Source organism: Streptomyces sp. Ac-502 (genome assembly GCF_045222935.1).
GTDB classification, from domain to species: domain Bacteria; phylum Actinomycetota; class Actinomycetes; order Streptomycetales; family Streptomycetaceae; genus Streptomyces; species Streptomyces monomycini.
In genome coordinates this window covers 16,496-39,211 of the sequence record NZ_JBHFFO010000002.1, presented here as the reverse complement: position 1 = coordinate 39,211, position 22,716 = coordinate 16,496, and the positions used below count along the sequence as shown (strand labels likewise).

At 70.9% G+C, this 22,716-nt stretch carries 32 protein-coding genes; 24 read left to right on the top strand and 8 right to left on the bottom strand.

Annotated features, from left to right (window positions below; translation table 11 throughout):
- Positions 1 to 60 precede the first annotated feature (60 nt).
- From ACEXOX_RS44245 to ACEXOX_RS44235, 3 genes are read left to right on the top strand one after another with little or no spacing between them, the layout of a single operon-like run.
- Entirely contained in the window at positions 61 to 1,098 is a 1,038-nt protein-coding gene (locus ACEXOX_RS44245) for a C40 family peptidase (RefSeq protein ID WP_406526769.1), read from the top strand.
- 18 nt (positions 1,099 to 1,116) lie between these two features.
- Positions 1,117 to 1,656 carry a bifunctional DNA primase/polymerase gene (locus ACEXOX_RS44240; RefSeq protein ID WP_406526768.1) on the top strand — a complete coding sequence of 180 codons (540 nt, stop codon included), beginning with the start codon at positions 1,117 to 1,119 and terminating at the stop codon, positions 1,654 to 1,656.
- Positions 1,657 to 1,673: 17 nt separating this feature from the next.
- On the top strand, positions 1,674 to 1,865 hold the full coding sequence (locus ACEXOX_RS44235) for a hypothetical protein (RefSeq protein WP_406526767.1): 192 nt from the start codon (positions 1,674 to 1,676) through the stop codon (positions 1,863 to 1,865).
- A 99-nt stretch (positions 1,866 to 1,964) separates the two neighbouring features.
- Here ACEXOX_RS44235 and ACEXOX_RS44230 read toward each other — a convergent pair whose 3' ends face one another.
- Positions 1,965 to 2,120 (bottom strand): hypothetical protein, encoded by a 156-nt coding sequence (locus tag ACEXOX_RS44230; RefSeq protein ID WP_406526766.1) that lies wholly within the window; start codon positions 2,118 to 2,120, stop codon positions 1,965 to 1,967.
- Positions 2,120 to 2,296, bottom strand: a complete 177-nt coding sequence (locus ACEXOX_RS44225) for a hypothetical protein (protein WP_406526765.1) — start codon at positions 2,294 to 2,296, stop codon at positions 2,120 to 2,122. The genes ACEXOX_RS44230 and ACEXOX_RS44225 overlap by 1 nt, the downstream gene beginning before the upstream one ends.
- Positions 2,297 to 2,540: 244 nt before the next feature.
- On the opposite strand from ACEXOX_RS44225, the gene ACEXOX_RS44220 reads away from it, so the two are divergent.
- Positions 2,541 to 2,816 carry a hypothetical protein gene (locus ACEXOX_RS44220; RefSeq protein ID WP_406526764.1) on the top strand — a complete coding sequence of 92 codons (276 nt, stop codon included), beginning with the start codon at positions 2,541 to 2,543 and terminating at the stop codon, positions 2,814 to 2,816.
- A gap of 329 nt (positions 2,817 to 3,145) precedes the next feature.
- The gene (locus ACEXOX_RS44215) at positions 3,146 to 3,340 is read left to right on the top strand and encodes a hypothetical protein (RefSeq protein ID WP_406526763.1); all 195 of its coding nucleotides are present in this window, start codon (positions 3,146 to 3,148) and stop codon (positions 3,338 to 3,340) included.
- Between the two features lie 123 nt (positions 3,341 to 3,463).
- Here the strand turns inward: ACEXOX_RS44215 and ACEXOX_RS44210 are convergent, their stop codons facing one another.
- Positions 3,464 to 4,369 (bottom strand): hypothetical protein, encoded by a 906-nt coding sequence (locus ACEXOX_RS44210; RefSeq protein ID WP_406526762.1) that lies wholly within the window; start codon positions 4,367 to 4,369, stop codon positions 3,464 to 3,466.
- 293 nt (positions 4,370 to 4,662) lie between these two features.
- Here ACEXOX_RS44210 and ACEXOX_RS44205 point away from each other — a divergent pair, with 293 nt between their 5' ends.
- The 13 genes from ACEXOX_RS44205 to ACEXOX_RS44145 all read left to right on the top strand — a co-directional run bounded on the left by ACEXOX_RS44205 (position 4,663) and on the right by ACEXOX_RS44145 (position 12,064).
- Positions 4,663 to 4,905, top strand: coding sequence for a hypothetical protein (locus ACEXOX_RS44205; protein ID WP_406526761.1), 243 nt, complete (start codon positions 4,663 to 4,665; stop codon positions 4,903 to 4,905).
- A 4-nt stretch (positions 4,906 to 4,909) separates the two neighbouring features.
- Positions 4,910 to 5,329, top strand: a complete 420-nt coding sequence (locus tag ACEXOX_RS44200; RefSeq protein ID WP_406526760.1) for a hypothetical protein — start codon at positions 4,910 to 4,912, stop codon at positions 5,327 to 5,329.
- Between the two features lie 97 nt (positions 5,330 to 5,426).
- Positions 5,427 to 5,885 carry a hypothetical protein gene (locus ACEXOX_RS44195; protein WP_406526759.1) on the top strand — a complete coding sequence of 153 codons (459 nt, stop codon included), beginning with the start codon at positions 5,427 to 5,429 and terminating at the stop codon, positions 5,883 to 5,885.
- Positions 5,837 to 6,040, top strand: coding sequence for a hypothetical protein (locus ACEXOX_RS44190; RefSeq protein ID WP_406526758.1), 204 nt, complete (start codon positions 5,837 to 5,839; stop codon positions 6,038 to 6,040). The genes ACEXOX_RS44195 and ACEXOX_RS44190 overlap by 49 nt, the downstream gene beginning before the upstream one ends.
- A 4-nt stretch (positions 6,041 to 6,044) precedes the next feature.
- A complete protein-coding gene (locus ACEXOX_RS44185; RefSeq protein WP_406526757.1) occupies positions 6,045 to 6,449 on the top strand; it encodes a hypothetical protein in 405 nt (134 codons plus the stop codon).
- 52 nt (positions 6,450 to 6,501) lie between these two features.
- Positions 6,502 to 6,849: a hypothetical protein gene (locus tag ACEXOX_RS44180; protein ID WP_406526756.1), complete on the top strand. Its 348-nt coding sequence runs from the start codon at positions 6,502 to 6,504 to the stop codon at positions 6,847 to 6,849.
- Positions 6,850 to 6,946: 97 nt separating this feature from the next.
- Positions 6,947 to 7,714, top strand: coding sequence for a hypothetical protein (locus ACEXOX_RS44175; RefSeq protein ID WP_406526755.1), 768 nt, complete (start codon positions 6,947 to 6,949; stop codon positions 7,712 to 7,714).
- A gap of 11 nt (positions 7,715 to 7,725) precedes the next feature.
- Entirely contained in the window at positions 7,726 to 7,998 is a 273-nt protein-coding gene (locus ACEXOX_RS44170) for a hypothetical protein (protein ID WP_406526754.1), read from the top strand.
- 95 nt (positions 7,999 to 8,093) lie between these two features.
- Positions 8,094 to 8,546 (top strand): hypothetical protein, encoded by a 453-nt coding sequence (locus tag ACEXOX_RS44165; RefSeq protein WP_406526753.1) that lies wholly within the window; start codon positions 8,094 to 8,096, stop codon positions 8,544 to 8,546.
- Positions 8,512 to 8,847 carry a hypothetical protein gene (locus tag ACEXOX_RS44160; protein ID WP_406526752.1) on the top strand — a complete coding sequence of 112 codons (336 nt, stop codon included), beginning with the start codon at positions 8,512 to 8,514 and terminating at the stop codon, positions 8,845 to 8,847. Before ACEXOX_RS44165 ends, ACEXOX_RS44160 begins: the two co-directional genes overlap by 35 nt.
- Before the next feature lie 193 nt (positions 8,848 to 9,040).
- Positions 9,041 to 9,652, top strand: a complete 612-nt coding sequence (locus ACEXOX_RS44155) for a hypothetical protein (protein ID WP_406526751.1) — start codon at positions 9,041 to 9,043, stop codon at positions 9,650 to 9,652.
- Positions 9,653 to 9,765: 113 nt separating this feature from the next.
- Positions 9,766 to 11,139: a ParB/RepB/Spo0J family partition protein gene (locus tag ACEXOX_RS44150; RefSeq protein ID WP_406526750.1), complete on the top strand. Its 1,374-nt coding sequence runs from the start codon at positions 9,766 to 9,768 to the stop codon at positions 11,137 to 11,139.
- Positions 11,140 to 11,233: 94 nt separating this feature from the next.
- On the top strand, positions 11,234 to 12,064 hold the full coding sequence (locus ACEXOX_RS44145) for a ParA family protein (protein ID WP_406526749.1): 831 nt from the start codon (positions 11,234 to 11,236) through the stop codon (positions 12,062 to 12,064).
- An 18-nt stretch (positions 12,065 to 12,082) separates the two neighbouring features.
- On the opposite strand, the gene ACEXOX_RS44140 is transcribed toward ACEXOX_RS44145, so the two are convergent.
- The 4 genes from ACEXOX_RS44140 to ACEXOX_RS44125 form a co-directional block, all read right to left on the bottom strand.
- Positions 12,083 to 12,460 (bottom strand): fic family toxin-antitoxin system, toxin component, encoded by a 378-nt coding sequence (locus tag ACEXOX_RS44140; protein WP_406526748.1) that lies wholly within the window; start codon positions 12,458 to 12,460, stop codon positions 12,083 to 12,085.
- Positions 12,460 to 12,675: a hypothetical protein gene (locus tag ACEXOX_RS44135; RefSeq protein ID WP_406526747.1), complete on the bottom strand. Its 216-nt coding sequence runs from the start codon at positions 12,673 to 12,675 to the stop codon at positions 12,460 to 12,462. The genes ACEXOX_RS44140 and ACEXOX_RS44135 overlap by 1 nt, the downstream gene beginning before the upstream one ends.
- 95 nt (positions 12,676 to 12,770) lie before the next feature.
- Positions 12,771 to 13,715 carry an SUMF1/EgtB/PvdO family nonheme iron enzyme gene (locus ACEXOX_RS44130; RefSeq protein WP_406526746.1) on the bottom strand — a complete coding sequence of 315 codons (945 nt, stop codon included), beginning with the start codon at positions 13,713 to 13,715 and terminating at the stop codon, positions 12,771 to 12,773.
- 60 nt (positions 13,716 to 13,775) lie between these two features.
- Positions 13,776 to 14,594 carry an aminotransferase class IV family protein gene (locus ACEXOX_RS44125; RefSeq protein ID WP_406526745.1) on the bottom strand — a complete coding sequence of 273 codons (819 nt, stop codon included), beginning with the start codon at positions 14,592 to 14,594 and terminating at the stop codon, positions 13,776 to 13,778.
- Between the two features lie 117 nt (positions 14,595 to 14,711).
- Here ACEXOX_RS44125 and ACEXOX_RS44120 point away from each other — a divergent pair, with 117 nt between their 5' ends.
- Complete coding sequence (locus ACEXOX_RS44120; RefSeq protein WP_406526744.1) at positions 14,712 to 15,008, top strand: hypothetical protein; 297 nt, start codon at positions 14,712 to 14,714, stop codon at positions 15,006 to 15,008.
- A 1-nt stretch (position 15,009) separates the two neighbouring features.
- Positions 15,010 to 15,321 carry a hypothetical protein gene (locus ACEXOX_RS44115; RefSeq protein ID WP_406526743.1) on the top strand — a complete coding sequence of 104 codons (312 nt, stop codon included), beginning with the start codon at positions 15,010 to 15,012 and terminating at the stop codon, positions 15,319 to 15,321.
- A gap of 217 nt (positions 15,322 to 15,538) precedes the next feature.
- Here ACEXOX_RS44115 and ACEXOX_RS44110 read toward each other — a convergent pair whose 3' ends face one another.
- Positions 15,539 to 16,216, bottom strand: coding sequence for a hypothetical protein (locus ACEXOX_RS44110; protein ID WP_406526742.1), 678 nt, complete (start codon positions 16,214 to 16,216; stop codon positions 15,539 to 15,541).
- Between the two features lie 246 nt (positions 16,217 to 16,462).
- Here ACEXOX_RS44110 and ACEXOX_RS44105 point away from each other — a divergent pair, with 246 nt between their 5' ends.
- The 4 genes from ACEXOX_RS44105 to ACEXOX_RS44090 all read left to right on the top strand — a co-directional run bounded on the left by ACEXOX_RS44105 (position 16,463) and on the right by ACEXOX_RS44090 (position 22,595).
- On the top strand, positions 16,463 to 16,738 hold the full coding sequence (locus ACEXOX_RS44105) for a hypothetical protein (protein ID WP_406526741.1): 276 nt from the start codon (positions 16,463 to 16,465) through the stop codon (positions 16,736 to 16,738).
- Positions 16,739 to 16,897: 159 nt separating this feature from the next.
- Entirely contained in the window at positions 16,898 to 20,317 is a 3,420-nt protein-coding gene (locus tag ACEXOX_RS44100) for a hypothetical protein (protein ID WP_406526740.1), read from the top strand.
- Complete coding sequence (locus ACEXOX_RS44095) at positions 20,314 to 21,852, top strand: hypothetical protein (protein ID WP_406526739.1); 1,539 nt, start codon at positions 20,314 to 20,316, stop codon at positions 21,850 to 21,852. The genes ACEXOX_RS44100 and ACEXOX_RS44095 overlap by 4 nt, the downstream gene beginning before the upstream one ends.
- Positions 21,852 to 22,595, top strand: coding sequence for a hypothetical protein (locus ACEXOX_RS44090; protein ID WP_406526738.1), 744 nt, complete (start codon positions 21,852 to 21,854; stop codon positions 22,593 to 22,595). Before ACEXOX_RS44095 ends, ACEXOX_RS44090 begins: the two co-directional genes overlap by 1 nt.
- The last annotated feature ends 121 nt before the right edge of the window (positions 22,596 to 22,716 follow it).

Genomic DNA, 22,716 nt, shown 5'->3' with positions numbered 1-22,716 from the left:
TGGGACGGGGCGCGCTGGTGGGTCCGCGACATCCAGCCCGGCGCGCAGGCGGTGGGGTAGATGAGCATCGCTGTGGGGGCGGCGGCCTCGCCGGTCGGACGCCGGCTGGCCGTCTCGGCGGCGGCCCTCGCCGCCCTCGGCTGCGCCGCCGTCCTGTCCCTGGGCAGCCTGGCCATGACCCCGACGGCCACCGCGATGACCGGCGTCAGCTGCCCGGTGGACGGGGTGGCCGTCGGCGACGGCGACGGCTCGACCGGACTGTCCGCCGAGCAGATCAAGAACGCCCAGGCGATCATCGCGGCCGGTCAGCAGATGCAGATCCCCGTCCGCGGCCAGATCGTCGCCATCACCGCCGCACTGCAGGAATCCGGCCTGCGCAACCTCGACCACGGCGACCGCGATTCGATCGGCCTGTTCCAGATGCGCCCCTCCCAGGGCTGGGGCACCCGCGAGCAGATACTGAACCCTGCTTGGGCCGCCCGAAAGTTCTACTCCATGCTGCTGAAAGTGCCCGGCTGGCAGGGCATGACCGTCAACGACGCCGCCCAGGCCGTCGAGCGCAGTGGCTACCCGGACGCGTACGGCAAGCACGAGCGCAAGGCCGTACAGATCGTGACGGCCATCGGCGGCAGCACCGCCGGCGTCACCCCGGCCGACACCGCCGGCTGCACCCCCGTCATCGACACCCCCACCGGGGCGACCGGCACCGCCCTGAAATCCATGCTGGACCAGGTCGGCAAGCCGTATGTGTGGGGCGCGACCGGCCCCGACGCCTTCGACTGCTCCGGCCTGATCGTCTGGGGCTGGCGCCAGGCCGGATACGAGCTGTCGGTACGGACCTCCCAGCAGATGTACAACGTCGCCACTCCGGTGCCCGCGGGCCAGGAGAAGCCCGGTGACCTGATCTTCACCGAGATGGACAAGCAGGCCGGCGTGGCGGGCCCCGCGCACGTCCTGGTCGTCGTCCGGCCCGGCCTCGCCGTCGAAGCACCGCGCACCGGCGTGCCCGTACGCACCCGCAAGTACGACGCGGCCAAGGAACACATGCGCTTCGGCCGCCTCCCGAAATCCGCCCTGACCCCCAAGTCAGCCGCCTGACACGAACCGGGAGAACCCGTGAACGACCACCACCAGCAGCTGCTCGACGCCGCACTGCACACCGCGACCCGGGGCTGGCCCGTCTTCCCGCTCCGCCCCGGCGGCAAAGTCCCGGCCCTCCAGCCCGACGGGCGCCCCGGCTGGGAGAAGAGCGCCACCACCGACCACGACCGCATCCGCCGCATCTGGAAGCGCGACAGCTACAACGTGGGCTTGGCCACCGGACGCACCGACCGGCTCTCCGGCCTCGCCGTCCTCGACATCGGCGACGGGAAGGCCTTCCGGGACCTGTGCGCCGAACACGATCAGCCCGTGCCGCACACCCGCATCGTGCGCACCGCGGCGGGCCGCACCCACCTATACTTCACCGCGCCCGTCGGCGTCCTCTTGCCCAGCGGCACCGGACCGCTCCCGTCCCCGATCACCCTGCACGCTGCCGGCGGATACGTCGTCGCGTCCGGCAGCGTCATCGGCGGCCGCTCCTACGCGACCGTGGGTCCGGCCCTGCTCTACCCGCTGCCCGGCTGGCTCCAGCACCTGCTGATTCCCCGCCGCTGAGGCGAGAAGGTGACACCATGACCACTCGTCACGGCAGCAGCACGACCGCCGGCAGCAAGTCGTCCGTCCGCCCGTACGCCTCGGTCCGCATGTGCCGGCGCTGTCGCTGCGAGGCGACCACCGACTGCCGTATCTGCCGCGCCCCGCTCTGCGCGGCCTGCACCGCCGACCACCACCACGAGGGGTACGGCACCCCGGCCAGCTCCTGAGAGCTGACAACAGCGAAGCGCCCGACCGTAGAACGGTCGGGCGCTTCGTGTGTGGGCAGTGGCTCGCCATCCGCGGATGGTGCACTTCCGCCCTGGGAATCAGGTGGCCTTACCTCCCTCCTTCGCTCCGGCCGCGGTGCTGGCGTGGGTGCGGGCGTCCCGGTCAGCGTCGGCGGCCCGCTGCGGGGAGCGCTGCTCCCGCGCCTGGCGGTAGTCCTCGGCGCACTTCTCGATCAGGCGCCGGTCCCGGGCCATCAGCCGCGGCCGGAGCAGGTCGGGGCCGGGCAGGGCATGAAGACGTTGGACTGGACCCCGGGCGTGGGGTACGAGGTTTCGGCGTACCCGCCCGCATTTCCGCACTGGTTGCAGGGGGGTTCGGGGGACTTGGGCTGGGTGTCGGCGTCGGCAGATGCCTGGGTACGATCCGTCACAGGACCGCCTCCTATGCACGTAGGGGGGTGTCTGAGGCCCTGGGCAGGTGTTGCGAGCACCGGCCCGGGGCCGTTCGCGTTGATACGCGAGGGGTGGGAGCTAGCAGCCCTCACCAACAAGAAAACTGTATAGCGACTAATGCACGATTGGCAAGGGGGTGCCCCGCGCCCGCTCCGCCCCGTCTTCGCGCGGCACCGGCAGCCCTGCGACATACCCGCGACGTCGCAGGGCTGTACTGGTCCCATGGACGAGGCAGCCGCGCGGCGGATCGCGTACACCCTCCTGGAGGCTCTGCGGCCAGCCGAACGCGCTGCCGCGCTGTACTGGCTCTCCGCGCTCGCCGATGACGCCCACGAGCTGACGCCGGACCAGCGCGCGGTCGCTGACACGGTGATGTCACCCGGGCACCCGCCCTATGAACTGGCCGCCCTCCGGTGGGTGCACGCCGCCCTGGCCGGGCTGGTGCCCACCGAGCGGCAGCGCGTACTGGGCTGGCTGCGCCAGCAGTTCCCTCTCTGAAGGGCCTTTTTCTGAACCTCGTCTCGTTCAGCCGGGCACCGGGAGGCCCCGCCTCCCCGATCCGGCCGGGGCCATGCGGCACGATCGGGTCATGACGGAAGAGGAGTACGACGATCTGCTGGAAGAGATCGTGGAGACCGAACTCGACATGTACTACGCGGCCGTGGCCGGAGTCGCGGACGCCGACGAGCTGGACGAGAGCTGACCGCTGGCGCCGGTCGCTACCTCGGCACCAGGTGCCTGGCGAGCCAAGAAGCTGTGTCATCCCCCCGGCAACCACCCTTTACGCCATCCTTGGTGCGCAGCGATCGGAAGTCAGGAGGCTGCGCATGGATGCCGAGGATCTAGAGATCACACCGACGACAGGCCCCAGCTGTGCCGGGGTTCGAGACCTGGTCATGGAGCTGCTGGCCAGCCATCCCCTTGTCACCCGCGTCGGAGAGATCCGCGAGTACCGGGGCGACGTCGGGCTCAAGGTAGAGATCGGCGGTATCGACTTCGATCTCTGGGTGGAACCCGCCTAGACCCCCGGATCACGCTCAGCTTCCAAGACGGCGATCACCGCCTTAAGATCGATCAAGCTCGCCGTCACCTGGTGGCCCCCCGGTGATTTGCCGATCCGGGGTTCAGGTACTGGCACTGAGGCGTCACCCGCGGCTTCCGTCCCCGCCGGTCGGCGACTGCGCGCCCCGGCCCGGCTCCCGGCCGGCCAGCACCTCCTGGACCGCTCGCAGGGTTTCGCGGTCGGCCTCCTCCAGTCGCGCCAGGAGGTTCCACTGGCGGACGTCGGTGACGAGTCCTTCGATGGCCTGGTCCAGGCGCTGGCGCAGGAGGTCCGGGTGCAGCGCCTCGACCTCGACCGCCTCGCGGGGGTCGAGTCCTTCGTCCGCGCATTCCTGCGCGAAGCGCCGGTAATTGACGTCGGCCGCGTTCGCCTGATGGGCGGTGTACAGGCCGCTGCGGCAGTCGGCCGGCGTGACCGCGAGCTGCCGGAAGTCCAGGTCGATGCCCCCGCTGTAGCGCTCCATCCGCTCCGCGATGGAGCGGGGTACTGAGCGGCCGGCCGCGTCCCAATCCCCGACATAAAGCACGGTCAGAGGCTTGCCGATGCGCTCGTAGGCGCGCACCGCTTCATGGATGAACGTTTTCGAGCTCTGGCCGCGACAGGAGTAGAGCCCGACGCCCCAGGCCGAGGTGACCGGGTGCAGGACGCCCGAGACCGAGTCGGACTCGCACCAGACCTCGACCCGCCGGGCCTGGGAGGCCCACAGGTCCCTGCGGAAGATCTGCGCCGTCCGCGCCAGGGCATCCTCCGCCGACTCGTACAGGATTTCTTGCCGTACCAGGCGGGTGCCATCGGTGATCCACTCCCACGGCATCATCCCGTGCTCGCGCATGTAGCCCAGTTCGCGCACCGGCACCGAGTAGTTCTTCCGGGAGCGCCCGCTGTCCTTGTCCCACAGCCGCCCCAGGCCGAGGTAGTACACGTGCCTGACCGAGCACGGCCGGGCCGCCTCCACCAGCGCGTACAGCTCCGCGCGCAGCGCTTCCATCTGCGCTTTCGTCCGCCGCGGCCGTTTTACGGCGCTAGCGCGGTACCCCATCTCTCCAGTCAACACCCGTACGGCGGGCCGGGGTTGGGTTTTGCGGGGCACAAGGGTTCGTCCGTCCGGCGGCGCGTTACGGCAGCACCCACGACACGACCCGTTCGGGGTGTTGACAAGTGTTTAGTGACTGAACACTATGGAGGGAGTCGGGCACTCGCCCGGCCGGACACGCACAGGGGCGCGGCCCCGCTTCCCAACGATGACCGCGCCCCAGCTCCAACAGGAGGGCTCCATTGTCCATGAACTTCCCACACGCCGCACCGCCCCCGGCGGTCGACCCCGGCCTGGTCTCGGACGCCGCGTGCACGCTCGTAGAGCTGAGCACCGTGCCCGACGACGTCGCGCTGCAGGCCCGGGCCGCCAGCCAACTGCCCCAGGTACTGGCGCAGTTGCGGCAGACTACGGTCAGCAACGCCGGATCGGACGCCGACTGGCTGGACGTCTGGCGCGGCATCGGCGTGGTAATCGAGAGGACCCGCTGATCCCATGACGACCACCCCGAGCAGCGCCCCGGCCCCGACCCACCACGTCCGCGCCGTCCTGAGCACGGGCGGGATGTGGCAGGCCGAGGTCATCGAGCTGCCCGAGGTGCGCGATGCGCACCGCTCCCTGTCTCAGCTGGAATCGCGCGTGCGCAAAGCCATCGCCCAGGTGCAGGGCGGGGACGCTGCCCTGCACCTGGAGTTCACCACCAGCACCGGAGACGCCGGCCTCGACGAGCGGATCGCCGAGGCGCGCGAGCTGCGGCGCCAGGCCCTGGAGATGGCCGACCGCGCCCGCGCGGCGGCCGTGCCGCTGGCCCAGCTGCTCGTCCGCCATCACGGCGTCTCCGTGCGCGATGCGGGCACGCTGCTGGACTACTCCGGCGGCGCCATCTCCACGATGACCAAGACCCCCACGAGCTGACCGACCGTCCGACGGGGAACACCCGCCCGCCTCACCAGCGAGCGCCCCGGCCGGACCCGACCCCACCGCACACCCTGCCCAACACCAGGGAGCCCAGATGCCCAACACCATCACCGCCGCCACCCCCTCATGGGTCGGCGGCCTGAACACCAGCCTGGAAGCGCTCCGGGCGGGCGCCGAGCGCGCCCGTACGGCGGCCGACGCCGCGACCACCGCCGCCGAATGCCTCGTACGCGACGCCGAGAACATGAGCGACGACAGCTCGGTCATGGCGGCCACCGTGCAGTGCGAGGGCTACGACCGCACGCACCTGCCCAGCGTCCTGCGGCAGGTCGCCTACGCGCACCACCGCATGGCCCTGGAACTGTCGTGGATCTGGCACCGCGCCGCGCGGGCCTACGCCTACGGCCTCGCGCAGGCTCTGACCGAGCTCAAGCGCGGCCAGAGCCCCGACCAGGCACACATCCGCGAGGACTTCCCCGTGCCCGCGCCGCCGGGGAAAACCGGGTGCTCACCCTCGCCTACGAGGCCGCCTACACCCGCGAACTCGCCCTGACCAACGCCGAGATCAGCACCGCCAGCGCCGCCCAGAGCGCCCCTTCGCTGTGCTGGTCGGAGTCGGCGGCGGCCTGGTCCGCCTACGCCGACCAGCTCTCGACCGTCGTCTGGTACGCGCTGGTGGAGCGCTACCTGCCCACGGACGGGCGGTGACCCGATGACCCTCGCCGACCGCCTGGCCAGCATCGACTGCCTGATGACCCAGCTCAACCAGCTGCACGCCGCCCGCGCCATCGAGGAGCTGCTGAACACGGCCCAGCCCGTGCTCGTCATCGCCTGGGAGATCTGCGGCAACGGCAGCGTGCGCGGACGCCTCGCCCTGCCCGCCCAGACCCGCGAGCAGGCGATCAACGCCGTCCGCGCCGTGCACCTCACGCACAAGCGGCGCTGCACCATCGTCAGCCGCACCGGACGCGGCGGCGGACGCGAACTGGCCGCCCGGCTGCCCAACAAGCTGCTGCGCATCGAGCTGTGGGCCTACACCGAGCCCCCGGCCGGCGCCCCCGCCCAGCAGACCCTGCCGCGCGCCACCTTCAACGCGCCCGCCCGCCCGCACCCCTGACCCCGCACCGCGAGGGCGGGTCCGCCGTGACCCGCCCTCGCCAAGGAATCCCATGCGCAACTTCCTCCGGCGCGGCGAATACCCCAGCGCCACCGACGACCCCGCCCGGCTCGCCCGGTACCTGATGGACCAGCGCGAGCGCTACCTCGGCACCGCGGCCCTGCCCGCAGGACAGCCGGTGCCCGCCCTGCAGATGCAGCAGGACCTGCTGACCGCCGTCACCGAGACGCTCAGCAGCCACCGCACCGCCCAGCTCACCCTCGACTCCGCCCTGCGCCAGCCCGTGGCCGAAGCCCTGACACAGGCCCTGATCTACGCCACCGAGCTGCAGCAGGAAGTCCTGCAAGAGCTGTACACGGCCGTCATGGCCACCACCGACCCGCCCGACAACCACATCTGACCGCGCCGCACCATCCCCGGACGGGGCCCGCCTGCCCAACACAGCCACCCCGTCCGGGCCGCACCCGACCACACACCACCCCACGGAGGACACCGCCGTGCAGCACCTGCCCGTACCCGTCCCGCCCGTACCCGACTCCATCTTCGACGCCGGGAACTCCGCCTTCGACCGCGCCCACACGCTGCGCCAGCAGGAGATCCGCCGCCAGCACCGGCGCGGCATCCCCGGCGTCATCGCGGCCGCCGGCCTCGGCTACCTGCTCGCCCTGCTCATCCCCGTCACACCGGCCAACCCCGGCCTGCTGGCCGCCGTCCTCATCCTGGGCCTGCCCGCAGCCGTCGCCCACCGCGCCTACCGCACCGGCCCGGAAGTCCGCCGCCTGCGCGACGACGCAGGCGGTGAACTCATCACCGCCTGCCTGCTCAACCCGCTCACGCAACACGGCTGGTACCTCCTGCATGACCGCCGCACCGAGGCCGACAGCAACCTCAACCACGTCTGCCTGCTGCCCGACGGCACCGCCGCCTTCTACATCGCCAGCCAGACATTCACCAACCGCCGCTCCGTCGTCCGCCTCGACGGCGACACCCTGTGCTGCGGGGGCCGCGTCTGCGGTTCGACCGTCACCGGCATCAAGCGCGAAGCCCGCTACCTCTCCACGGCACTGGGCGTGCCCGTGACCCCGGTCATCGCCGTACACGGTGCGACCGTGCCCGGCGGCCGCATCCGCGGCGAGGGCATCACCATCGTCTCCGCCGCCCTCCTGGTCCCCGAGCTGACCTCCGTCCTCCACCGGACCGTCCCCGCAGCCGCCGACCAGCTCACCCGGCGGGCCGCCACCGCCCTGCCCCGCCACACCAGGTGACGGTACGGACCATGACCGACTTCCACCGTGACCTGCGCGAGCTGACCGCCGGCGACGCCGACCTGGACGACTGCAGCCGCCTGCTGCGCGACACCGCGCGGGCCGTCATCCAGGGCGACACCGACGCCGACCTCACCGGCCTGTACCCGATGCTGCTCAACGTCGCCGCACTCCTGGACCTCAGCGCCCACCGCCTCCAGGACCGCGACCCCGAGACCGCCGCCGCCCGCCGGGCACTGTCCGTGCAGGTACGCCTGCGCGCCCGCCCCGCCGCCGGCGGCTGACGGCCCCTGGCCGGGCCCGGCACCGCACCCCGCGGGACCGGGCCCGGTCAAGGGCCGGGCAGCCGCCCGGCCGCCCTCACCGGCAAGGAGACGCTATGGACACCCCGGCCCAGGACATCCCCGACCTCAAGCGCGAATACCACTGGCACGCCGCCCGGCTGACCGCCATCGACAGCACAGCCGACACCGTCGACACGGTCGCCGAGTACTGGACGCACATGCAGAAGCGGCGCTCCGCACTGGCCGCCATCACCGGCACCCTCGTGGAACTCGCCGCGGCCCACGACCGGGCCGGTGACCGGCCCGCCGCCCTCGCCATCCGGGAGTTGCACGAGTTCTACATGCGCCTGTACCGGGCCGCCAACGACGCGGCCGCCGCCTCCCGGCCCACCGTCATCGCCGTCGAACACGGCACGGTCCGGGCCCGCTGCGGACGTCTGGGCCACCCCCGGCCAGCCGCTGACCCACCCGGCCGCCCAGCGATCGGTACCGCCTCACCACCCGGAAGGGACCATGAGCACGCACATCGTTGTCAGCCACGGCAGTGATTTCTTCGGCGAAGACCACCTCCCCGTCCGCCGCCTGCGCGAGCTGGGGGAGCACCTGCGCGGCGTACTGCCCGCCTGCGACCACCCGCCCCTGACCCAGCTCCTGGAGACCGCCGGCACCGCCGAGCACACCATCAGCGGCGAACAGGCCGCCCTGCTCGCCGTCCTTCTGCGCCGCGCAGCCGCCAGCAAGCACCTCAGCAAGCCGCACGCCGCCATCGCCGCCCGCCTGGGCTGCGCCGCCGCCAACGCGGCCAGCAGCCCCGACCCCTGGACCTGGCGCACATCCGCCGGAAGCTGACCCCGCACCAACCCGAGGCCCGGAGCCGCCGTAACCGGCTCCGGGCCTCGCCCATGTCCATAACCCCCTCCGGGCCGGTGCCAAACAACGGCCAGCCGGCGGTCTGGCTGGGCACCGCCCCCGACGACCGACACCAGCCACGCCCGACTGCCCCGCCCTCCCCCGGCGGCCGGCGGGACGGGATACTGCCCCGGTGACTGATGGCCTGCAAATCCTCGGCGGCGACTGGTACCTGGCCGTACCTCCGCCCGCCGTTCCCGTGCCCGCGGCCCACGTGCCCGACCTCCCCGGCCGCCGTGCCATCGAGACCTGCCCCGGCACCGGCATCATCACCGGCCTGCGCATCTACAGCACCGACGACCCCGCCACGTGCACGGTCGTCACAGAACTGGACTACTGGCGCGCCCGCATCGTCCCCGGCGGGCCGGTGCCCACCCGCCGCGTGCCCGTCGACCGGCTGCACGTCGAACACCGCCTGCCATACGAGCCGCCGCCGGTCGGCGAGCAGCCCGAAGCCGGCGCCGACCAGTTCGGCATCTTCCGGCGCATCGCCCCCGCACCGGACTCCCCCGCCGCCCGCACCCCCGTCCCCGCCCGCGACGTCCGCAACCTCCACGGCCGGCGCCTCGTCCAGGTGGCGCCCACCGGTTTCGCCTGGGACCTGCGCGCCGTCAGCGAGCCGTACGACCAGGACGGCGAAGTCACCGCCAACGTCACCAGCGCTCACGACTACTACCGGTGGGTGATCACCGGCGAGCCCCCCGAGGTGACCCCGCTGGGCCTCTACCTGCTGTGGACGGAGTAGACACCTGCCGTATCCGACGGCCCCCGCCTCGTCGCGTACGCGAGACCGCCGCCGCCCTCGGGCTAGGGTTCTGCCGGGAAACCGCCGATCAGGACAACCAGGAGGAGGGGCACATGGCTCGCCGAGGAGCCGGCTCGTCGCGAGGCAGCCAGTCGCAGAAGAAGGCGGCCACAGCGGCCGAACCGGAGGCGACGCCAGAGCCGCAGGACGACGGCGACACCGACCGGACCCCCTTCCGCAACCGCATCGAGGGGGAGCGGTTCCTTGCCGAGGTAGCGAAGATCGCGCCCAACCCGCGCAACGTACGCGAAGACTGGGAGTGGGAGGACGACCCCGACTTCGATGACCTGGTCGGCAACATCGAACGCCTCGGCCAGCTCCAGGACCCCACCGTCATCCGCCGGGCGCGCTTCCGCGCGGCTTTCCCCGAGGACGACGCCAAGCTGCCGCCGGACGCCGAGTGGGTCATCGGCACCGGAGAGCGCCGCTACCGGGCAGCCGTCCGGCTCAAGCAGAAGACGCTGCCGGTCGTCCTGGCGGCCGACAAGCTCGTCACGCAGATGGATGAAGTCCTCTGGAGCGAGAACCAGTCCCGCAAGGGCCTCGACCCGATCCAGGAGGGCGTCTTGTTCCTGCGGCTGCGCGACGGCCGCCCTGGTAAGGACAAGATGAAACTGGAGCAGATCGCCGAAGAACTGGGCAGCCGCGGCGGCAAGAAGCTCAGCACTGGTGAGATCTCCAAGAAGATCCAGCTCGCCAAGCGCCTGCCGGACGGCCCCGTACGCCGCGCCGTCCGCACACGCCAGCTCGGTGTCGAACCGGCATACACCCTGCTCACGAAGCTCAGGACGCCCGACCGGGTAGCCAAGGCCTACGCCCTCATCGAGGAGAAGGGCGTCACCGCCGAGAAGGCTGTAGAGCTCCTGGCTCCCGCCCCCCAGCAAAGGGCCGACAAGGGTCAGCCCGACGCTGCTCCCGCCTCCCGGAAGGCGGGCAAGGGCCAGACCGACCCCGCTCCTCTGACCACCGATCCGGCCATCCCGGGCCAGAACAGCGGGCCGAGCGACAAGGCTGACGGAGCACAATTTTCGGCGACGAAAACCGGCGAGGAGCGCTGGGCCGCGCTGGTAGCGGTCCTGGGCAACCGTACGTACCAAGAGCCTCACGACGCCCTCACCCAGCGGCTGGCCCGAGCACTGGTCAGGCACGCGCCCGACGACGCTTGCGTGCTGGCCGTCCAAGCGCTGGAGCAGGCCGAGGTGACGCTCTCTGAGGGCCCCTGGGAAGGCGCCGAGCTGCTTCGGGTAGCCGATGCCGTGGCTCTGGTCTGTGCCGAGCTGCGGCTGTTGAACCTGGCCGACTTGCCTGCCATCGCCTGGGGTGCGGCAGATGCGGCGTACATCCAAAGCCTCGTCACCGAAGGCGGCTATACCCCCACCGCAGAAGAGACCGCCCGCATCCACAACGTCACCGAGGTGCAGCAGTGACCCGCAGGAGCAAGGAGTTGCGACGCTACCCGGACGGCCCCGTGGCCTTCGGCACCGCCAACGAGGGGGCGGCACCGGCAAGAGCACCGACGCCGTGAACCTGGCCGTAGAGATCGCCCGGACCGGTAAGACCACCTGGCTCATCGACGGCGACCCCACCATGGTGGCCTCTTCCTACCTCGGCTACGGCGTGACCAACAAGAAATTCCACCCCGAGCGGGTCAAGCGGGTCGAACGGGACCTCAGCCGCAGGACCAGCATCTACGAGGTGGTGCTGGGGGAGGCCCCGCTCACCGAGGCCCTGGTGCCGGCCCGGACGCGCATCCTCCAGCCCGAGCGCGACGACGACCCGCACGCCGACGACGACGACCACTTCCAGGTGATCCCCAACCTGCATCTCGTTCTCGGCTCGCGCTCCATGTCCCAGGCATCGTCCGCAATCAACGACCCCACCAGGGACGCGGACGACTTCTGGCTCCGCCGAGCCGTCGAAGCCCTCCCCAAGGGCTTGGTGGACGTCATCGTGGTCGACTTCCGGGGCGCTGTGGACACCCTGGAAATCTCCTACCTCGCGGGCCTCGACTACGTGATCGGCTGCATCCGCCCGGACCCCAAGGCCGACGACACCCTGACCAGCCTGCAGACGTTCATCGAGCGCGGACAGCGCAAGTTCGAGTTCGCCGGCGGCTGCGCCGCAATGGAATACGTGCTGTTCAACGGCTACGTCACCAACCGCGGCAAGTTCTACACCGACAAATGGGACCAAACCCTGGAGTTCTACGGCAAGCGGGCCCTGCCGTACATCCATGACAGCGTCCAGTTCCTGGAGGCCATGGAGCACCAAGAGCCCGTCCTGTACTACTGCGGCGAGCACTCCCAGCAGGCAGAAGACTTCCGGAAGGTCGTCAAGAAGCTGCCGCTCTGAATTTTCGGCGCCGAAAACTCAGGACGCCGACCACGCACGCAGGGCCTCGGCGACGGCGCGCACATCCAGCCCCGCGTCCACCCGCGCGGCCAGGTTCACGGCGGTCTGTGAGTCCACCGTGACGGCCTGCCCGCTGGCCCGCAGGTACGCGTACGCCACCGCCACGGCGAAGGTCTCGTTGGAGTGCTCCAGCGCCGGCACCCTAACCAGGCTGTGCAGCAGGGCCGCCGCGCGGTGGCGGGCCTCGGTGTAGACCAGCGTGCCCATCACCTCGTGCCGGTGCCTGGCCGCCGCGGCGGCCAGAGCCCCGAAATCCGTGACATCCGGATCTCCGGGGAGGTAGGTCTGCGCGACCTCCAGCAGCCACGCCTCGTCAATCGTCAGGATGAAGGGCATCAGGCAGCGGCCCCGGCGGGACCGCCGAAGCGCTCCGCGAACGCAGCAGCGTGCTCGTGGATGAACTCGGCTGCGGCGCGGTTGAAGGTGGAGCGGACGACGTCGGCCGTCAGCAGCTCCTGGGCGACCGTCTCCGCGGGCACATGCTGCCCTGCGGCCTGCCGCTGCAGCTCCTCGTAGACCTCGTCGCTGACCTCAATACGAATTTCCGGCATACCCCGACGGTAGCCGGACCCGGCGGCCCGGGGGAGGGGAGTACCGCAACAGCGCAGGGCCCGACCGCAACCGGTCGGGCCCTGCGCACGCGGTGTCACTTCGTGGGAGACTCCGGCATCCCGTCCAGCGCCACGCACCGGAACCCCGTGTCGTCATCGTCCATGGTCAAAGAAGCGTCGTTGTACGACGACGGCTCACCCCGGAAAAGCGGAGTCGTGAACGCACCACCCTTTAGCTCGTAGCGGCCAGAGGTGGTCTGCGTCGATGTCCACTCCCACGTGTTGCCCACCAGGTCGTAGACACCGAACGGACTGACACCGCTGTGATAGCAACTCACAGGGGTGGTCGATTCAATGCCGGACTCGCGGACGTTCGCCTTCGCCGGCGTCTTCTGGCCGCCCCAGGGCCAAGGGCTGCCTGCGGTACCGCGGGCTGCCTTTTCCCATTGGAGCGCCGTGGGCAGCGTCTTGCCTGCCCACTTCGCGTAGGCGGACGCGTCCTGATGGGACACCCACACCACCGGGTGGTCGTAAAGCGCGCGAGCGCACCGCCCGCCCTCCCAGTGCCGGGGCACGGTGTGCCCGCTCGCCGCACAGAATCGCGCGTAGTCGGCATTCGTGACCGGGTGCGCGTCGATCCAGTAGGCATCGACCCACTCCGGCTCGCCCTCGGTGCCCGCCAAGAAGATGCCCGCCGGGATGTACGCCATCATCTTCCCGTCGCGGAGGTGCCGTACGTACTCGCCGACCGGCTGGGGCGGAAGCTCGCTGTCCTCGACCACCACCGGATGCGGTACGGCCGGGGCGATGTCGAGCAGGCCGACGAAGCGCGCGCACACGTCTCGGCCGGCGGTCGCCAGCAGCCGGTCCAGACCCGCCTGATTGATCAGCCGGGGGACCACAGACAGGCCGCCGCTCTCCCAGTTGACCACCATCCGGTCAGAGACCTGCAGCCGCTCCCCGAAGTCGACCAGGGACAGCCGCATGGCGAGGCGCAGCGCCCTTGTCTCCCGTCCTGTCCATTGCGTTACAACCGGCATAGCCCCTCCCCTGACCTGCTGCTGCTATACACCTCAGACAACTCCCGCCCCCCACAACGGTTACAGCACCTGGCCGGGGAGTTCGGCGTAGTGCTGCTGCAGATCGCTGATCACCGGGTCATCCACGCGGAACTCCGTCTCGTCAATCCGGGAGATGGGCCGCACGCCGATGCTGGTGTTGGTGGCGAAGGCCGCGCGCAACTGCGGCAAATCACCGACCATCACCGGCTCTGTGATCGTCTGCGAATACATGTCCTGAAGCAAGCGCATTGTGACGCCGGGCAGAACCGGAGCTTTCGGCCAGACCACGGTCCGGTCCTCGGCAACGAAGCCGATGTTCCACGTTCCGCCCTCGGAGACCCGCCCGTCCGCCTCGATGAACAAGGCATCGTCGTAACCGTTCCGCTGGGCCTGCCGACGTGCTTTGAGCTGGCCGAACAGTGCGACGTGCTTGACCTCGGCGCTGTCCCGGCTGAAGGGCACGCTGCTGACCGCCATTGCCGGCGGAGGCATGGCGCCGGCGGACCGCACCGTCACCAGCACGCTCGGGTGCGCGTCCGCTCCAGGGTGGCCCAGCTCCAGCGCGGGATCGTAGACGGTCACCCGCACCACGCACGGGCCGTCCTGCTCGTCCAGGACCTGCCGGGCGTACGCGCGGACCCGGTCGACGTCCAGGTCGGCGTCGAAGACTGCCCGGCAGTCGCGCTGCAGGCGCTCCAGGTGCAGCGACAGGCCGCGGATTCGGTGCTGGTCGTCGGCTCGCATACTCGTGAAATGCCCGTACGGCACGAGGGCGAGGGCCTGCAGATCGTTCAAGGTGGCGGGGGCGCCGTTCAGGTAAGCCATGGCCCCAGTCTGGCACTCAACCGCACTGGTCACGGCCCGAACTTCGGTGCAATTTCGGTGCTGTGGCAGGGCTACTGCCTACCGGGCGGCCAGTGACCGCGAAAGGCTGGAGAGGCACCACCGGACCACTCGCCTCTTCTGGGATCACTCATGCCTGACTGGGATTTGATCGGCCTCTCCGACCTGCCCGGCCACCCGCGCCGGCAGTCGCTGGAAGACGACCGCACCCACGCTCCGGCCTGGCTGGTCACCGGTGCCCCGGCCTATGACACGCGGCGCGGGTGCATCGGCGAGGTGATGGCGATCGGCTCGCCTCGCGGAGACGAGCGCCAGCGTGACCGCGCCTGGCTGCGCCCGATGGGCGGAGGCTGCGAATGGAACCCCCTGATCGCCGACCTGTCGCCCGACCTGCCTCACCCGGCCCTGCACGACGAAAGCGATTTCTGAGATGAGACCGCCCCACCTCGACTTCACGGACTACCACCCGGCGGACCTGAACCGTCTGCAGAACGCCCAGGCGCACCTCCTGGAGGAGCTGCACGCCGCCGTCCAGGACGCAACCGCGGCCGGCGATCCCGCCGACGCCCGCCACCAGGTGAACCGCGCGGAAGTCCTCACCGACCGCCTCTACCGGGCGCTGCGCCCGCTGCGCCAGGCCATCACCGACGCCGACGCCGCCGCCCTGGCCCGCCACGCCGAACGCACGGCCACGACGGGCCTGGACGACTTACTGGACGCGATCCCGCGCCACCCCCACTGACCGCCGGGCGCCCGTACGGGGCACGGGTGCCCGGCCCCGGCGCGGCGGACCGGCCCGTGCCGGTCCGCCGTCCACGCGGGGGTGCCGTCGTGTCTGCCCAACATCACACCCGCCGACACCCCCGCCCCGGACGCCCCCGGCCACAGGTCTGCCCAACACTTCTGACTGTGGCCGGGGGTTCGGCGCGTCCGCGAGAAAGGCGCAGATGAGCCTGCGATCAGGTCACAAGATTCGCGTGCAAGTCGTCCAGGCGACCCAGGGCCATCCGCAGCATCCCCGCCGCGTCCTCCCCGCCCAGCCGCGCCACCTCTACGACCTGCTCGCCGACCCAGACAGCCGTCGCCTGGTCGGCCACCTGCAGCCAGCACCGGTACGCGTGCCGCACGGCGGTCCGGTACGCCTGCCGGTCGCGCTCCGCCCAGCCGCGGGCCGCATCCGCGTACGCCTCCGCCGCGTCCGGCGCATCCCCGGACAGCATCAGCACGTACCCGTGCAGTTCGGCAGCCTGCAGGGCCCAGGGGTGGTCCGCACCGCGTTCGCTGGCGGCCTCCGTGCGCAGCTCCTCGGCGAGGCGGGCCGCAACGGCGTATCGGCCCGCCTCGCAGGCCGCGGTGATGACCCGCGTACGGGCCTGGTACTCCTCCGGCACCGCCTGCGCCGCCGGGTCCTCTGCTTCCCGCCGCGCGGACCGTGCGTCCTCGACCCGCCCGTCGGAGTGCACCAGCAGCCGCCACAGCGACCCGTCAGGCTCCGATGCCTCCACCCGCAACGGCGCGTCCGGCTCCGCCATTTCGGCCACCACCCGCAGCGCCGCCGCACGCGCCTGCTCCGGCGAACCGCCTGCCGGCGGCGCCAGCCGCGCCCCGTCGACCCAGGCGACGCCATCGGCCGCCACCCTCACCTTCACCACTGCCCGAGCCGCCATCCCAACCCCCTCTTCCGCCCCGGCACTGTCGCTGTGCGGGGGTCCATTGAACACACAAATCACCCGAGTTGGGCGCCGCCCCATTACCGTCGCTCGTTGAGCACGTGACAGGCCCTCAAAAAAAGCGCTGGCAACACGCGCCCCCCAGCTTCCATGATCCGGTGTACAGGGCTAGGGTCAGTACGCAAGTTCAGTAGTCACAGGGATGGGGATCACATGAAGGACACCGCATCAGAGCTGACCAAACGCAAGCGCAAGCTGCCGGCGGACAGAAAGCGCGTGACTGCCGATCTCCCCCTGCGGGACTACACCCTGCTGGATGAAGCCCGCGACGTTTTCAACGCGTCCACCACCGAGCTCACCCGCGCGTTCCTCCGCCTGCAGCACGACCGGCCCGATCTGGCCGAACTCGTCTCCAAGGAGCTGTCGAAACTGCGCATCGAAGCTGCAGAGGCCAAGCTCCACGCCGTTAAGCAGGGGCTGGCCGCATGAGCCCATAAAAACCTCTGGGCCCCCGGCACCACCCGGAGACCCAGAGAAAGCTGACCGCACACCCATGACGACTGTCCGTCGTCTGCCCAACCACCAAGTAAGGCTCTCGACCGTGTCACCGGTCGGGTGCGTGTCTGCCCAACACCACCGAGGATACCCATGTACGTCCCCGCTGCCGAGACGGCGGCCTCTTTTGTCCGCATTATCTCCGCACTGGAGTCCTGCGGGTCACGGTCCGCGTACGTAAGATCACACAAGGCGAAGTTCCAGTGTCCCGCGCACGAGGACCGCGAGCCCAGTCTGGCGGTCGACTACAAGGCGGCCGACCGGAAGACGGTCATCTACTGCCACACCGGGTGTCACCCCGCAGACATCATGTCCGCGCTCGGTATGACGCTGGCTGACCTGTACGACGACCCGATGCCCGAGGAGAAGAAGACCCGGCAGCGCATCAGTATCCCGCACGCCCGTCGCACCTCCAGGACCGCCCCTAAGAGCAAGCCCGCCGCGAAGACGACGAAGAAGCAGCGGCCCGAGTGCAGCGGCCGCTACACCGAGGTTGCTCGGTACGCCTACGTCTCTGCGGACGGTGAGCTGGTCGGCACCAAGGTTAGACGGGAATGCTCCGGATGCCCGGTATGCCGCGCCGACGGCGTCAAGCCCGGAAAGCGCATCTCCTGGGAACGTCCGGCGGACGACGGAATCGGCACCGTGCGCCGGATGCCGGAGAACCCTCCGCTCTACCGCACACCGGAGCTGGCCGCCGCGCCGAAGGGATCGACGGTCTACCTGTGCGAGGGCGAGAAGACGGTAGAGGCCGCCGAGGCGTACGGACTGCTGGCCACCACCAAAGCCGGGTCTGCCTCGACCCGCTGGAACCCGGACCACACGCCCCTGCTCGCCGGGCAGCACGTCGTCATCCTGGCTGACCGGGACACCGCCGGCTACAAGTCGGCCCATGACGCCCGTGACGCGCTGCTGGCCGAGGCCGCCTCGGTGACCGTGCTCCAGACGCCGCTGGAGGCCAAGGGCGCCGACCTGGCCGACCACCGCGCCGCGGGCCTGGCCCTCGATGACCTGGTGCCCGTGCCCGAGCCGGAGGAGGACACCGGGCAGGCCGCCGGCGACGAGGGCGGTGCCCAGGTGCTCACGCATCCCACCGCGGCCGCCGCCCCGCAGGAGCCCGCCGCCCTCCGGCTGTACGAGGGCGAGCCGATCCCCGGCGACGACGGACGGCCCAACCGCCGCGATCAGTACGCCATCCGGCACGGCGAAATCGTCAAGGTCACCCGCAAGCCGGTGGGCGAAAACGAGGACGGCAGCCCGCAGTTCGACGTCAGCTTCGACACGGTCCTGGGCTGCGTCGCCCAGATCGTGCGGGTGGAGACCCGCGACCTGGGCGACGCCAAGACCCACAAGCCCGCTGCCGTCCCCGGCCGTGAGGACGACGAGGACCAGGCCCTGGTCGACGTCGCCGACACCCCGCCCACCACCGGCTACGTACTGCAGCTCATCCACCCCAAGCGCCTGGACCGGCCCGCCCTGATGAGGGTGTCCCGCAAGTCCTTCGATGACGGCTCGTGGCTGCATGACCTGCCCTGGCCGGACGTGTACACCCGCCCGGCCACCCGCAGCAACACCGCCCAGCTCGCCGCCGCCGTGCGCGCCGTGTCGCCGGACGCGGTCCGCGTACCGGTCTACGCCGCGACCGGCTGGCGGCGCACCGAGGCCGGATGGATGTACGTGCACGCGGACGGCGGGATCACCGTCAGCGGCCACCTACCGCTGCGCACCCGCTTCCCCGGCCGCCTGGCCCTGATGGCACTGCCGGCCCCCACCACCGACCCCGCCCGCATCCGCGAGGCCGCCATCGCCAGCATCTCCATCATGGACAAGGCGCCCGCCTTCGCCGTGGCGCCGATGCTGGGCCTGCTCTACCGCTCACCGTACGGACGGTGCCCGTCCTCCATCTGCCTGTTCGGGCTGCCCGGGTCGGCAAAGAGCGCCATCGGCACCATCGTGCTGCACCACTTCGCCCCGGAACTGGACCGCAACGAGTCCCTGCTGTCGATCAGTGACACCGGCTCCACCCAGCTCGGAGCGACCGAAGTCCTGTACCGCATGAAGGACACGCTGATCATGGGCGACGACTCCGCGCCCGACAAGTCAGTCAAGGACGCCGCAGTACGCACCAGCCGCCTGGCCCGTACCCAGTACAACGGCGAAGGCCGCGTGCGTATGCGGCAGGTCGACGGAGAGTCGGACCTGGACGAGCAGCGCGGCCCGCGCGGCTCCCTCATCCAGACCGCCGAAGTCCTCGCCTCGACCGAATCGGCCCAGCAGCGGATGCTCACGCTCCAGATGGAGCGCGCCGAAGTTGACATCGCCCGTCTGGTCGAGATGTCCGACCCGGCCTTCGCGCACAACTGCGCGCTGCTGATGGCCAGTTACATTCAGTGGATCGCCGCCGACTACGAAGCGCACTGCCGCACCGTGCGCAAACTCGCTGCGGAATACACCCAGCGTCTGCGCCCCTACGCCGGCGACCGCCCCGCCGAGCACCTGGGCCATTTCGCCAGCGGCTGGCACATGATGCTGCGCTATCTCCTCGAAGTCGGCGCAGCCACCCCGTCAGAAGCATCCCTGTCGTGGGCCAACGCCTGGTACGGCCTGCTGGCCGCCTGCGACCGGGAACAGACCCTGCTGGAGAACGTCATGATGCACCGACGGCTCTTGACCTACCTCGGCACCGCGTTCAACACCCACCGCGCCTACCTGACCGGCCCCGACGGCAAGTGCCCGGCCGACCGTGCGACCGCGCTGCGCTACGGCTGGTACGTCGGCGACAACTCCGCCGACGACCCGGCAGCCCTCAATAGCGGGCAGCCCATCCTGCGCGCCGGGGGCGTCCAGCTCGGTGTGGTGACCACCGTGGCCACCGAGGACGGCCGCCTGGAAGAACGGCTCTGGATCGACCACGACGCCGCCACCACCGTTGCGCTGCGCGTGGCTGCGGAACTTGACGTGCAGTTCACCGTCACCCCGAACGTTCTCACCGAGGCCCTGCGCCAGGCTGGCGTGATCGAGACCGAATTCGAGACGGTGAAGGGCGTCCAGCGCCGAGTCAAGCCGCGCCGCCAGATGCCCGGCGGCCGCCGTCGGGTGTGGGACATGCCTGCCACCGCGCTGACCGACCCGGACGGCGGGGACACCCCCGGCCAGCCCGCAGGCCCAGGCCGGCCGACCCCGCCGCCGGTCCCGCAGGCCGACCCGCTCTTCGACCTGTCCGCGCTGACCACCCCCGCCCCGGCCGCTGTGCCGGACCAGGCCCCCGTACTCGCTGCCCCCCCGCACCCGTACCGGCCCCTGCCCCGCCGCCCGAGGCGGTACAGCCGGTGGCCGCCGCGCCCGCTCCGGCCCCGGTCACCGCCGAACCTCCCCGCGCCGAACCCGCCGCGAGCGAGGATGCCGCCCCGGCCTCGGCGGAGCCTGCGGCCGGTCAGCTCGATGCCGACGACCTCCTGGAGGAGGCAGCCGCACCGCAGCAACCGGACGAGGACGAGGCCCCGGGGCGTGTGACCACGCCGTGGCGGGCTGCCGTCGCCGTCGCCGATGTCGACGGCCTGCACTTCCCGGACGGCACCACGGAGCCGCTGCCGCCGCTGGAGGAGCTGCACAGCGGCCGGTTCGCCGCGCTGGTGCACGAACTGGGCCTGGGCCACGGCGGTAAGCGCGGCAGTGGCCCCAGCGCCTCCCGCCGCCCCTCGGACGGACAGATCTACATCACGGCGGCGCTGGCCGAAGCCCTGGATCTGCCGATCCCCGAGGACGGCCCGGACACCGAGCGCCGCGCCTTCCTCGCCGCGCGCACCGATCACCCGTTCCTGGCCCGCGCACGTGCCGAGGGCTGGACCGTCGCCCGGTGGGGGACTCCTCTGCGGATCTACCGCGAGCAGGAGACCGGCCGTGCCCTCAGTGCCCAGCTCGTGATCGTCCCGCACCACGCGCCGTTCGGCGACCGCTTCCTGGACGACGACCCGGCCCCGGCGCTGCTCGCCCGGCGCGTGCAGCAGCTCGCCGACACCGTCGGCATCACCTACCGGCGCAGCGCGGCCGCCACCGGTCACGCCCTGCTGGAGGCCACCCGTCCCAAGAACGGCCGCCGGGCCGATCCGCTGGAGCGCGCCGAGCTGCCCGCCACCGTGCTCACCAAGGGGCGCCAGCTCTACGTCGCCAAGAACTGGGACCGGCAGCCGACCCCGGAAGAGCGCAAGCGCCGCTACGTGCTCGCCTACGACACCCGCGCCTCCTACCTGGCACCCTGCGGTTCCCTGGCCGTCGGGCGCGGTGACTGTGAACACCGCACGGGCGAAGTCGAGTTCGACCCGAAGGTCCCCGGCCTGTGGCTGGCCAAGCGCCCGGGGTTCGAGCACTCGCGCACTTTCGACCCGTTCGGGCCGGAGCAGCGGCCGGGCGTGCCTGCGGCCGGGGACGAGCGGCGCTGGTACTACACGCCGACGCTGGCGTACGCGGACAAGGACCTGAAGGCCGACATCAAGGTGTACGAAGCGCTGGTGTGGCCGGACCACTACCGGATGCTCGAACCCTGGTACACCCAGCTCTCGACGGCCCGCAAGGGCATCACGCCCGGCACCGAGCAGTGTGTGTCCGCGACGGTCAAGGACGTCTACACCCACAGCATCGGCCTGTTCAACTCCGATCTGCTGCTCGGTGCCCCCGGCGTCAAGCCGGAGGAGATGGACCCGAAGGACCTGCCGCTGACCTTTAGGCCCGACGTCCAGCAGTCCATCCTGGCCGCGCAGCAGGCCAACTTGACCCGCACCATCACGCGCGTGGGCGAGACCTGCGGCCTGTGGCCGATCGCGGTCAAGACGGACTGCCTCTTCTACGTGGTCGATGACCCGTGCTTCGAGACGGCCGTTCCCGGGCTGAAGCTGGAGTCCGCCGGCGGGCCGGGGCAGCCGATGACGCTGGGCAGCTACAAGCCCGAGGGCGCCGCCCTGGCGGAGGACGTCTTCGCCCACCTCAAGCCCGGCAAGCGCTGGTTCCCGAAGGCTTCGGCTTTCACCGCCCCTGAGGACTGGAGCGTCTGATGGCCATCAAGGACCAGCGTCAGGTCTTCTGGCGCGCGTGGATCGGCGACGAGCCCCGCACCACCCGCGAGCGCGTGGACCTGGTCGGCGGAGCCGAGGAGGCCGCCCGCCTGGCCGGTGTCACTCCCCGGACGGTGAAGGACTGGATCCGGCAGGAGGAGCGTGCGATCCCCCGTACGGCCGCCGACGCGGTCCGGACGTACGGCGACGTCACCGAGGCCGCGCGCGCGGCCGGTGTCACTCCCCGGACGGTGCGGGACTGGATGCGGGCCGAGGCCCGCGGCGAGCCCATCGGCGCCCGCAAGGCGCAGCACATCGCCAAGCTCACCGGCGGCGCGGCCAAGCGGCACCTTGACGAGCAGCGGCCCAGGGGCAACCGCGCCAAGCTCGCCGATGCGGTGCTCTCCTCTCCGGCCGCACGGCAGAACGCCATGAGCAGCCGCCGCGCGGCGCGCATGTCCACCAGCGGGGCACACCTGTCCGTGAACGCCAAGGTGAAGATCGATACCGGCCGCCGGCCCGACGAGCGATGGCGTCAGATCAGCCTGAACTTCAAGGACGACGTGATGGCCGAGCCCACGAACGCGTTCTTGAGCGGCGATGACGAAGGCGTGGTCGACAAGCTCAACGCTGCGTTCGGTGATCACTACGCCCCCGGCACCGACTGGTCCTTCGGTGAGTTCCGGTCACTGGAGATCAAGGAGTTCGGCGCCGGGTCCGGCGGCACGTTCCCGCTCGACTGACACCGCACAATCCGTACAGACCGAAGGTCGCCACCTACCCAGTGACGGCCTTCGGTCTGTACAGCGGCAGTTGGTGCCCAATCTCTCCGAACAGTCATCGTCAGGGTTCCCTGACGGCTAT